At 56.8% G+C, this 11,509-nt stretch carries 7 protein-coding genes and 1 riboswitch; of the genes, 6 read left to right on the forward strand and 1 reads right to left on the reverse strand.

The genetic code is table 11. From position 1 onward, the window contains the following. Positions 1–122: 122 nt before the first annotated feature. Complete coding sequence (gene recG / locus ACOSDR_RS13920; protein ID WP_420731643.1) at positions 123–2,207, forward strand: ATP-dependent DNA helicase RecG; 2,085 nt, start codon at positions 123–125, stop codon at positions 2,205–2,207. A 519-nt stretch (positions 2,208–2,726) separates the two neighbouring features. Here the strand turns inward: recG and ACOSDR_RS13925 are convergent. Next, positions 2,727–2,900: a hypothetical protein gene (locus ACOSDR_RS13925; RefSeq protein WP_420731644.1), complete on the reverse strand. Its 174-nt coding sequence runs from the start codon at positions 2,898–2,900 to the stop codon at positions 2,727–2,729. A 642-nt stretch (positions 2,901–3,542) separates the two neighbouring features. Then, positions 3,543–3,620: riboswitch (SAM riboswitch) on the forward strand. Between the two features lie 318 nt (positions 3,621–3,938). Between ACOSDR_RS13925 and ACOSDR_RS13930 the strand changes: the two genes are divergently transcribed. From ACOSDR_RS13930 to ACOSDR_RS13950, 5 genes are all read left to right on the forward strand, one after another. Then, positions 3,939–5,255, forward strand: a complete 1,317-nt coding sequence (locus ACOSDR_RS13930) for an O-acetylhomoserine aminocarboxypropyltransferase/cysteine synthase family protein (protein ID WP_420731645.1) — start codon at positions 3,939–3,941, stop codon at positions 5,253–5,255. 24 nt (positions 5,256–5,279) lie between these two features. Next, positions 5,280–5,855 (forward strand): OsmC family protein, encoded by a 576-nt coding sequence (locus ACOSDR_RS13935; RefSeq protein ID WP_420731646.1) that lies wholly within the window; start codon positions 5,280–5,282, stop codon positions 5,853–5,855. Between the two features lie 90 nt (positions 5,856–5,945). Then, positions 5,946–6,944 carry a porphobilinogen synthase gene (hemB, locus tag ACOSDR_RS13940; RefSeq protein WP_420731647.1) on the forward strand — a complete coding sequence of 333 codons (999 nt, stop codon included), beginning with the start codon at positions 5,946–5,948 and terminating at the stop codon, positions 6,942–6,944. A 223-nt stretch (positions 6,945–7,167) separates the two neighbouring features. After that, positions 7,168–7,998 (forward strand): hypothetical protein, encoded by an 831-nt coding sequence (locus tag ACOSDR_RS13945; RefSeq protein WP_420731648.1) that lies wholly within the window; start codon positions 7,168–7,170, stop codon positions 7,996–7,998. Between the two features lie 254 nt (positions 7,999–8,252). Continuing rightward, positions 8,253–11,509, forward strand: a 3,257-nt coding sequence (locus ACOSDR_RS13950; protein ID WP_420731649.1) for a beta strand repeat-containing protein, incomplete at its 3' end; no start/stop codon positions are given.

Consider the following 11,509-nt stretch of genomic DNA (forward strand, 5'->3'; position numbering starts at 1 on the left):
TTACAGCCCTAATGCGATCACGGCAAACCCCGGCACAGAAATTTTGTTCCTCAGCGCTGTTTTCGCGGGGCGACTAAGGCGATAGACTGCATGGATAAAGTCCGTTTCTAAAGTTGATCGGTATGCGCCCGGAAATTCTATTCCCCCTTTTTGCGACGCTAAACAGCCTGAAAGGCGTTGGCCCGCGCATCGCCCTGCTGTTGGAAAAAGCGGCGGGACCGCATGTCGTGGACCTGTTATGGCATCTGCCCCGCGAAGTAATCGACCGGCGCGACCGGCCCTCCGTCGCAGACGCACAACCGGGAAAAATTGTTACCTTGCAGGTGCATGTCGGCAAACACGAAGCCCCGTCCGACAAGCGCCGCCCCTATCGCATTCACTGTTCGGATGTGACCGGGCCCCTGATCCTGACCTTCTTTCGCGGTGATAAGAAATATCTGGAACAAATCCTGCCACAGGGAGAGGAACGCCTGATTTCCGGGCGGTTGGACCTGTATCAGGGGATCAAACAAATGGCCCATCCCGATCATATCCAACCGCTGGATAAGGCCGATGAAATCCCAGACATTGAACCTGTCTATCCGCTGACCGCCGGAATCACGCCAAAGGTACTTTCCAAAGCAATAGCAGCAGCACTCAGCCGCGCGCCGGACCTGCCCGAATGGCTGAATGCGGAACATCGCAAACGTGAAGGCTGGCTGTCCTGGCGCGACGCCCTGATGCAGGCGCATATGCCCGGCAGCAGCGGCGATCTGTCCCCGCTTGCCAAGATGCGTCAACGGCTGGCCTATGATGAATTACTGGCGAATCAATTGGCCCTGACGGTCGTACGGCGCAATGCAAAACGTCAGGGTGGTCAATCTCTAAAAGGCGATGGAACCCTGCGAGAGGCCGCCCGAAAGGCCCTGCCCTTCACCCTGACTTTAAGCCAGGAAACCGCCCTGTCAGAAATTTTTGCGGATATGGAATCACCCCAACGCATGCTGCGCCTGTTGCAAGGGGATGTTGGCAGCGGCAAGACCGTCGTCGCCTTGATGGCAATGTTGAACGCCGTGGAATGCGGTGGTCAGGCCGCCCTGATGGCCCCCACTGAAATCCTGGCGCGACAGCATTTTGAAACGATTGCGACGATTGTTGCCAAGCTGGGCCTGAAATGCTTCGTCTTGACCGGGCGGGATAAGGGCGCTGTCCGGAAAGAGATTCTGGCGGCCATTGCAGAGGGACGCGCCGCTCTGGCAATCGGCACCCATGCGCTGTTTCAGGACGAAGTTGCCTTTCGCGACCTGAAACTGGCGGTGATCGATGAACAGCATCGCTTCGGCGTGCATCAACGCCTGACATTGGGGGGTAAGGGAATTCGGACCGACATGCTGGTGATGACGGCAACCCCAATCCCCCGCACCCTGACCATGACCGCCTATGGCGACCTGGATTCGTCGCGCCTGACCGATAAGCCGCCAGGGCGCATTCCCATCAAAACCGTTGTCATTGCAAACAATCGTCTGCCCGATGTCGTCGACGGGTTGCGCCGGAAACTGGCGGAAGGGGCCAAGGTCTATTGGGTCTGCCCCCTGGTCGAAGAATCCGAAACCAGTGATTTGGCCAATGCCGAAGGGCGCTATGCCGATCTGTGCCACAGTTTTGGGGAAACCCGCGTATCGCTGGTGCATGGCCGTATGAAAGGCAAAGAGAAAGACGCCGCCATGGCGCGGTTTATTGAGGGGCCCGCTGATATTCTGGTGGCAACCACAGTGATTGAAGTCGGCGTAAACGTACCTGCCGCCTCTGTCATGATCATCGAGCAGGCGGAACGCTTCGGCCTGGCACAATTACATCAATTACGCGGGCGCATCGGGCGGGGTGATGCGGCCTCCACCTGTATTTTATTGCGCGCAGAACACATGACCGAAACCGCGAAAGAGCGCCTGCGCACCCTGTCCGAAACCGACGATGGCTTTGTGATCGCTGAAAAAGACCTGGAATTGCGCGGGGCCGGCGAAATCCTGGGCACCAAGCAAAGCGGCCTGCCAGAATTCCGCTTGGCCGATATCGCCCTGCATGGCGACCTGATGCGCGTCGCCCATGACGATGCCCGCCTGATCCTGGAAACAGACCCCGACCTCAACGGCCCGCGCGGCAAGAATTTGCGGCTGTTGCTGTACCTCTTTGAACGAGACGCCGCGATTGGGAATTTGAAGTCGGGTTGACGGATAAGACTCCGCAAACCCCGTTTGCTGTTCCTGGGCGGTTGATCTTTAAAAAATGGTAATGCTGAGGAGCGCAGCGCCTCGAAGGGTGCCTTTCTGCAAGCACCCCCCGCCATATCCTCGCAGGCGGGTATCCAGGGCCACACGCATCAATCGCGCCTGCCGCCCTGGACCCCGGATCACGTCCGGGGTGACGATGTGTCAACAAATGCGCCCTCACCCTGAGGAGCGCAGTGTCTCGAAGGGGGAGCCCTCTGTAACCACCGCACTTACAGCGCATCCTTCGAGACGGCGCTCCCGCGCCTCCTCAGGATGAGAATGGCTCCCCACGCCCCGTCATACTCGCGCAGGCGGGCATCCAGGGCCACACGCATAAATCGCGCCTGCCGCCCTGGACCCCGGATCACGTCCGGGGTGACGATGTATCACACAAACGCGCCCTCACCCTGAGGAGCGTAGCGTCTCGAAGGGGGAGCCCGCTGGAAGCACCGCACTTACAGCCCCTCCTTCGAGACAGCGCTATCGCGCCTCCTCAGGATGAGAATGGGACCCTGCATCCCCGTCATACTCGCGCAGGCGGGTATCCAGGGCCACACGCATCAATCGCGCCTGCCGCTCTGGACCCCGGATCACGTCCGGGGTGACGATGGTGGCGACATGTGCGCACCTCAGGATGAGAATGGGACCCTGCATCCCCGCCATATCCTCGCAGGCGGGTATCCAGGGCCACACGCATCAATCGCGCCTGCCGCTCTGGACCCCGGATCACGTCCGGGGTGACGATGTATCACACAAACGCGCCCTCACCCTGAGGAGCGTAGCGTCTCGAAGAGGGAGCCCGCTGGAAGCACCGGACTTACAGCCCCTCCTTCGAGACGGCGCTATCGCGCCTCCTCAGGATGAGGGTGAAACCTCACGCCCCGTCATATTCGCGCAGGCGGTTATCCAGGGCCACAAGCACCAATCGTGCGTGCCGCTCTGGACCCCGGATCAAGTCCGGGGTGACGAAGGTGGCGACATGTGCGCACCTCAGGATGAGAATGGGACCCTGCATCCCCGTCATACTCGCGCAGGCGGGTATCCAGGGCCACACGCATCAATCGCGCCTGCCGCTCTGGACCCCGGATCACGTCCGGGGTGACGGATACGCCGATGCAGCCCCTCCTCAGGATGAAATCTGTGCAGGTGGTAAGAATATGGACACATAAAACGTGCACTCACCCTGAGGAGCGCAGCGTCTCGAAGGGTGCCTTTCTGCAAGCACCGTCCTAACAGCCCATTCTTCCAGACAGCGCTTTAAATATCCGCTTGACCCGGAAATCTACATCCCTTATCTATCTCTCCAGCGCCGATTTGAAGCTCAGCTTGCGGGCGCTTTATAAATGCAGCTAAAGAGGGTTGGTCATCGCACCGCCCGGCTATGCTGCGGCGGTTTTGTATTTCCGGGCCTTGGTTGCCCTGGAGAGATCAAAATCTGACCGCTTCAGTTTTAGCGCCGCATTTATAAATCCCCGCAAGAGAACCCTTCTGATCGACGCCTCGGCGACCGGCCTGCTTTCATTCGGCACAAGGCCGCCCGCGGTGATTTGAGGATCAGCTTGCACCGCGTCATCAACTGCTAAAGCGACGTCAGGGAAGTCCTTTCATTCGGGACCTAGATTGGCGCAGATCCTCGCTGGAAACCCACTGTGGAGCATTAAGGCTCCGACCCTTAAAATGGAGAAAGCGACGATGACAAATATCCCTAAACACCCAGAAACCCTGGCCTTGCATGCCGGTTTTCGGTCTGACCCAGCCACCAATGCAGTGGCCGTGCCAATCTATCAGACGACATCCTATCAGTTCGACAGTGCGGAACATGCCCAGAAGCTGTTCGCCCTGGAAGAATTGGGCAATATCTATACCCGCATCATGAACCCGACCGTGGATGTCCTGGAAAAACGCATTGCGGCCCTGGAAGGTGGCGTCGCGGCACTTGGCGTGGCATCTGGCCAGGCCGCGAGCGCCTATGCAGTCCAGAATATTGCCCGCGCCGGCGATAATATCGTAAGTTCTACAAACCTTTATGGCGGGACATGGAACCTGTTTGCCAACACCCTGAAGGATCAGGGGATCGAGGTACGCTTTGTCGATCCAACCGACCCTGAAGCATTCCGGAAGGCCACGGATGACAAGACCCGGGCCTATTATGCCGAAACCCTGCCCAATCCAAAGCTGGAGGTTTTCCCGATTGGTGAAGTTGCCGCCATTGGTCGCGAATTGGGCATCCCTTTGATTGTCGACAACACCGCCGCCCCCGTCCTGTGCCGTCCCTTCGATCATGGTGCAGCCATCATTGTCTATTCCACGACCAAATATATTGGTGGTCACGGAACTTCTATCGGTGGGGCGATTGTCGACAGCGGCACCTTCCCCTGGGAAGACCACAAGGAACGCCAACCCTATCTGAACCAGCCTGACCCTTCCTATCATGGGGCCGTCTGGACAGAGGCTGTGAAGCCCCTGGGGCCCATTGCCTATATCATCAAGGCCCGCGTCACCCTGTTGCGGGATCTGGGGGCAGCACTGTCACCCTATAATGCGTTTCAGATCATCCAGGGGCTGGAAACCCTGCCAATCCGTATTCGGGAACATTCCCGCAATGCCGCGGCTGTGGTCAATTTCCTGAACGAACATCCGTTGGTTGATCGGGTGATTTACCCGAACCATCAGAATGGGGAGAATTTAAAACGCGCCCAGACCTATCTGAAAGGCGGATATGGCGGTTTGGTCGGATTCCATATCAAAGGCGGCAAAGCAGCCGGGGCGGCTTTTATTGATGCCCTGGAACTGTTCTATCACGTTGCCAATATTGGTGATGCGCGGTCCCTGGCAATCCACCCTGCCACCACCACACATTCTCAGCTCAGCCTTGAGGAACAACACCAATCCGGGGTAACGGATTCCTATATCCGTCTGTCGATTGGGATTGAGCATATCGACGATATCATTGCCGACCTGACCCAGGCGCTGGCTGCTGCGGCCGATGCCGTACAAGCAGCGGCTTGATTGGGACACAAGGAGGATATTGAGATGACAGCCACCCTCTCCAAAGCCCAAACAACCGGCCTGGGGGCAGTCTTTGACCAAGTGGCAGAGACGATCCATCACAACCCCGGAAAAGCCCTTGCGCATTTCGAGGTACAATCCCGTCAAATCCGAGGATTGCACAGCGAAGTCGAAACCCGCGATTTCATATTGACCGTGGACGAGCCGAAATCACTTGGCGGTCAGGATCTTGGGCCAAATCCCGTAGAGCTAATCCTGGCCGCGATCGCATCCTGTCAGGAGATTACCTATCGCCTGTATGCGGATCGTCTTGGAATTCCGTTGAAAGGCGTTTCGGTGTCGGTAAAGGGGGATATTGACCTGCGGGGTCTTTTTGCACTGGATCCCGGTGTCAGGCCTGGTCTCAGGGGGCTGGATATTCAGGTGGACCTGGACAGCCCCGCATCGCAGGCAGAGTTGGACCGGTTGAAACGAACGGTCGATGCCCATTGTCCTGTGTTGGACATCATTCGCAACGCCACGCCCGTAATCGCCCGGACGCAGCGTCAATCGGATGGATCGCCTGTTGATACCCCCATGTTTGCGGGGTTGGCTGGATAAAGGCAGGGCCCTTTGCCAAGGGAATTGCGGCCCGGTAAAAGCATAGCTAACCTAGCCCCGATTTAGTTTCACCATCGGGGAGTTGTTACCATGGCTTTTCCGGGCCGTTATCCTACCGTGCGCCCGCGGCGCAACCGTTCCAATGCTGCCGTTCGCGCGCTGGTCGCCGAAAATGCCCTTACGCCCGCTGATTTGATTTGGCCGCTTTTTGTCAGCGATGGTATCAACAAGCGCGAACCCGTCCCGTCCATGCCCGGCGTTGACCGGATGTCCGTCGACCTGATCGTTGATGCTGTTAAACGCGCAGAAGATGCCGGAATACCGGCCATCGCCCTGTTCCCCTATACGGACCCGATCTTAAGAGATGATGCGGGCAGCGAAGCCTTTAATCCTGACAATCTGGTTTGTCGCGCAACACGCGCGGTGCGCGAAGCCTGCCCCAACATCATGATTGTTTGTGACGTCGCCCTGGACCCCTATACCAGCCATGGCCATGACGGGCTGATCGTCGGGGGGGAGATTGTGAATGATGAGACGGTTGAAAGCCTGATCAAGCAAGCCCTGGTTCAAGCCGAAGCTGGCTGTGACACATTGGCCCCGTCTGACATGATGGATGGGCGGATCGGCGCCATTCGTGCGGCCCTGGATGTTGTTGGGCGCTGCGATGTTCGCATCCTGGCTTATGCAGCGAAATATGCATCCTGCTTCTATGGCCCCTTCCGGGATGCAGTTGGGTCATCAACGGCGCTGATCGGGGATAAACGCACCTATCAAATGAACCCCGCCAATTCCGACGAGGCACTGAGAGAGGTTGCATTGGATATCGCCGAAGGGGCGGACATGCTGATGGTAAAACCGGGCATGCCGTATCTGGATATTCTGCAACGGGTGAAAAGCGAATTTCACTTGCCGACCTTCGCCTATCAGGTCTCCGGGGAATACAGTATGTTACGGACAGCTTTTGATCTTGGATATATGGATCGGGATCGCGGCATTCTGGAAACACTGATGTGTTTCAAGCGCGCTGGTGCCGATGCCGTACTGACATATTTCGCTCTTGATGCAGCATTAATGATGAATTCATCTTAAATTATAATAAAATAAATATAAAATTTTACAGAAATATTGTTGATAGCGACTCACAACGGGTTTATCACAGCTATAAGTGTAAGATAGCGTTCTTTACGTATGTATAAGGATTCACAGACTATAAGACCGTTGGAGAACATACTTAACCTCCAGTTCTGACACAATTTGTGTGGAGACGTGAGCAGTCTTGCACATCAACACCCAGCCAGAAGGGAAAATGATCATGGCGAACATACCCTTTAAAGCGACACCCGATCATTCAGAAGACCTGGTTGTGTCAGAGGACAATGGTCCCAACTCCATTATCCCGGCCCATTTGCTCCGCATCGCGACACATATCGTCCTCACGAACACATCTGTCGATGACCTTGGGTCTTTGTCCCTCCCTATCGGGCAATCTTCAATTGATACAATCCTGCTGCAAGGACCTGATTTATTCATCCTCCAGCACGATGGCGCGGTTCTGGTGATTGATGACTTTTTGGGGGCGCTTGAAACAGGAATGTTGACCGGATTATCGTTGTCGGACGGAACATCGATGGATGCGATTGAATTCCTGGATGCATTCGGCGGTGGAAAAGCACTTGATGAAATCATGTTTTCCCTTGAAACGGCTGAGATGGACGTAGATGCCGTTGACGGCTCCGCCGTGCTGCAAGATGGATCGACGGAAATGTTGGATTTCGCTAATTTCTGCATCAATGATCCCATAGGGGCCGAAATTGGTTCCGGCGCAAGTGACGGTGAAATGGCGCATCGCGAGGCGATTGCCCCCTTGGCAAATTCGCATATCCCAGCCGCCCTTGAGTCGGACACCTTGAGCGCATGTGCTCTATTAGTGTCGGATGCGGAGGGCGCGTTCGAGAACAATTTGCCACATGATCCTGATGGTCACGGCATACCCCTTGGTGAACACGGGCCCTTTGGTGAACACGGGGCCATTCATGCGTCCAATACAGGTCATACGTCCAATACAGTCGCGGCGCTTTCGTTTGGTCCATCAGACGCAATCCCTTTACCAGAACCGGTGAAGGATGATGTCTCAATACTGTAATTTGAGGATGCCAGATTGGATTTAACGAAAAGGGACCAAAAATTGCATCACGCGCTTTTGGGTGTTTTGTGTGAAAAGTATTGAAAATTTGATATGAATTTATGTTGAACTGTGACGAAGATCACTGAGGAACGTGCGAGTTTCCTGGATTAATGTAAGCATGACGCGTTGTGTCTTTGTACAATTGGTTTTTATAGTATCTGCAATAGCACACTTGATCGTCAGAACGACATCAAGGTGACGAAGGACCGAAAATGGCTGAAATGGATCTGGTTGAATTGGTGGCGATCGCGCAGTCCGGGGGAACTGGCAACCCCCTGCCTGAGCATATTCTGCAGTCTTCGACCGTCATTGACCTTCAGGCTCCCAATGTCGTTACGAACGGCGTGTTGGGAATATCGTTTGATCCGGAGACGGCACAATTCATTTCGGTCTTTGGCGATGACCTGGTCGTCGTAACAGAAGGCCAGGAAACCATTGTTATCAAAGATTTTGTGCCGGCCGTGACAGATGGGTTTCTTATCTCCATAGAGCTTCTTGATGGTGTGCTTATGGATGCACCCGAATTTCTTGAAGAATATGGTGTGGGCACGAATATTGCTGACGCGCTGTCAGACATTGATACTGCGGCGGGCGATTCCAGCACACAAAACAGCGTTACGAATTTTGCGGAAGGGGATCGTTTCACCAACGAAGAATTCGGCAATGATGGTATCGGAGGGGGGCCATCAGGCGCGTTGGGCAGCGATGGTGTGAACAGGTTTGATCGTGCGAACGGATCGGGTCGGCCTTTCGGGGGGCGCGATGGCAACCCCTCGAACAGGTTCGACCAGTCCAATGGCGAACAACAGGGGCAAGGGTCATCTGGCGGGCCCGCCCGCGACACAACAGCGTCAACGCCTACATTGGATGTTGGCGAAACCGTTCTTGGTCTGGAAGATGTTGCCATTCCTTTGACAATTTCAGCGGCGCTGACCGATCTCGACGGTTCTGAGACTCTGGCCATCACAATTTCCGGCCTACCGGAAGGGGCCAGCCTGAATGCCGGATACTATGATGCGGTTTCTGGCGCCTGGGTTCTGACAGCAGAAGAATTGAATGGGCTCAGCCTTATCCCCGCAGAGAATGCCAGTGGTAATTTTTCCCTAACGGTTCACGCTATCGCGGTTGAAGGCGACGGCGGGGCCCGCGCAATCACCAGCGACACTCTGGACGTGGATATCACACCGGGTGCAGATGCCCCGACATTGACCCTATCTGCAGCGAGCGGCAGTGAAGACACAGCCATTGCCCTGGATATCAGTTCAGCCCTCACCGACACTGATGGGTCAGAGACCTTGTCGGTCGAGATCAGCGGCATTCCAGACGGCGCGGTTCTGACCGCCGATGGTGAGGCTGTCACGGTGACCGATGGTGTCGCGACGCTAACACCGGCGCAACTGGCGAACCTGACGATCACGCCGCCGGCGAATAGCAGTGATGATTTTGACCTGACTGTTACTGCCACCAGCACCGATGGCAGTGACACCGCGACGACGACAGCCACGTTGCCGGTATCGGTCACCGGTGTGGCCGATGCTCCGACCCTCTCTGCTGAGGCAGCGAGTGGCAACGAAGACACAGCCATTGCCCTGGACATCTCCTCGGCACTGACCGATGACAGCGAGACTTTGTCGGTCGAGATTAGCGGCATTCCAGACGGCGCGGTTCTGATTGCCGATGGTGAAGCTGTGACCGTGACCGATGGCGTTGCCACACTGACACCGGCGCAATTGGCGAACCTGACGATCACCCCGCCGGCGAACAGCAGCGATGATTTTGACCTGACAGTCACCGCAACCAGCACCGATGGCAGTGACACCGCGACGACAACAGCTACGTTGCCGGTATCGGTTACCGGCGTCGCCGATGCTCCGACCCTCTCTACTGATGCAGCGAGTGGCAACGAAGATACAGCCATTGCCCTGGACATTTCCTCGGCACTGACCGATGACAGCGAGACCCTGTCTGTCGAGATCAGCGGTATCCCAGACGGCGCGGTTCTGACTGCCGATGGTGAAGCGGTCACTGTCACCGATGGTGTTGCGACGCTAACACCGGCGCAATTGGCGAACCTGACGATCACCCCACCAGCAAACAGCAGTGATGACTTTGACCTGACTGTTACCGCGACCAGCACCGATGGCAGCGACACCGCGACGACGACAGCCACGTTGCCGGTATCGGTCACCGGTGTGGCCGATGCTCCGACCCTCTCTGCTGAGGCAGCGAGTGGCAACGAAGACACAGCCATTGCCCTGGACATCTCCTCGGCACTGACCGATGACAGCGAGACGCTCTCTGTTGAGATCAGCGGTATCCCAGACGGCGCGGTTCTGACGGCGGATGGTGAGGCTGTCACGGTGACCGATGGTGTCGCGACGCTGACACCGGCGCAACTGGCGAACCTGACCATCACGCCGCCTGCCAACAGCAGCGATGATTTTGATCTCACGGTTACCGCGACCAGCACTGATGGCAGCGACACCGCGACGACGACCGCGACCCTGCCGGTCTCTGTGACCGGTGTTGCCGATGCGGCGACAGTTGCGACAGCGGATGCGGCTGGATCAGAAGACACAGCCATTGCACTCGATATCGATGTCACCGGTGTTCAAGACGGCGATAGCGCGTCGATCACGATCAGCGATATCCCGGCCGGGGCAACCCTGTCTGCGGGGACCGTCAATGAGGATGGCTCTGTCACCCTGACGCCTGCTGAACTCGAGGGACTGACGATCACGCCGGCGGCTGAAAGTGATGCGGACTTCACGCTCTCTGTGGCGGTCACCACGACTGATGGCGAGAGTGGCGATACCAGCACCGTCACCGACACACTGGATGTAACCGTTGATGCCGTTGCCGATGCACCGACGCTCTCTGTCGATGCAGCAAGCGGCAGTGAAGACACAGCCATTACCCTGGATATCTCCTCTGCCCTCACCGACACCGATGGCTCGGAGACTCTGTCTGTTGAGATCAGCGGCATTCCCGACGGGGCTATTCTGACCGCCGATGGTGAAACTGTGACCGTCACCGATGGTGTTGCGACGCTGACGCCGGCACAGCTTGCCAATCTCACCATCACCCCACCGGTAAACAGCAGCGATGACTTTGATCTGACCGTCACCGCAACCAGCACCGATGGCAGCGACACCGCGACGACAACGGCCACCCTGCCCGTCTCCGTAACCGGCGTCGCTGATGCGCCGACCCTCTCTACTGAAGCAGCAAGTGGTCCTGAAGATACAGCCATTGCCCTGGATATCAGCTCTGCGCTGACCGATGACAGCGAGACCCTGTCTGTTGAGATCAGCGGCATTCCAGACGGCGCAGTCCTCACTGCCGATGGTGAAACTGTGACCGTCACCGATGGTGTTGCGACGCTGACGCCGGCACAGCTTGCCAATCTCACCATCACCCCACCGGTAAACAGCAGCGATGACTTTGATCTGACCGTCACCGCAACCAG

Source organism: Hwanghaeella sp. 1Z406 (genome assembly GCF_048892425.1).
Taxonomy (GTDB): Bacteria; Pseudomonadota; Alphaproteobacteria; order UBA8366; family Aestuariispiraceae; genus Pacificispira.

What these genes read in the sequence shown, in the direction of transcription:
- hemB (WP_420731647.1), top strand. Translation starts at nt 5,946, where the DNA reads ATGGCTTTTCCGGGCCGTTATCCTACCGTGCGCCCGCGGCGCAACCGT.
- ACOSDR_RS13930 (WP_420731645.1), top strand. Translation starts at nt 3,939, where the DNA reads ATGACAAATATCCCTAAACACCCAGAAACCCTGGCCTTGCATGCCGGT.
- ACOSDR_RS13925 (WP_420731644.1), bottom strand. Translation starts at nt 2,900, where the DNA reads ATGCAGGGTCCCATTCTCATCCTGAGGTGCGCACATGTCGCCACCATC.
- ACOSDR_RS13945 (WP_420731648.1), top strand. Translation starts at nt 7,168, where the DNA reads ATGGCGAACATACCCTTTAAAGCGACACCCGATCATTCAGAAGACCTG.
- recG (WP_420731643.1), top strand. Translation starts at nt 123, where the DNA reads ATGCGCCCGGAAATTCTATTCCCCCTTTTTGCGACGCTAAACAGCCTG.
- ACOSDR_RS13935 (WP_420731646.1), top strand. Translation starts at nt 5,280, where the DNA reads ATGACAGCCACCCTCTCCAAAGCCCAAACAACCGGCCTGGGGGCAGTC.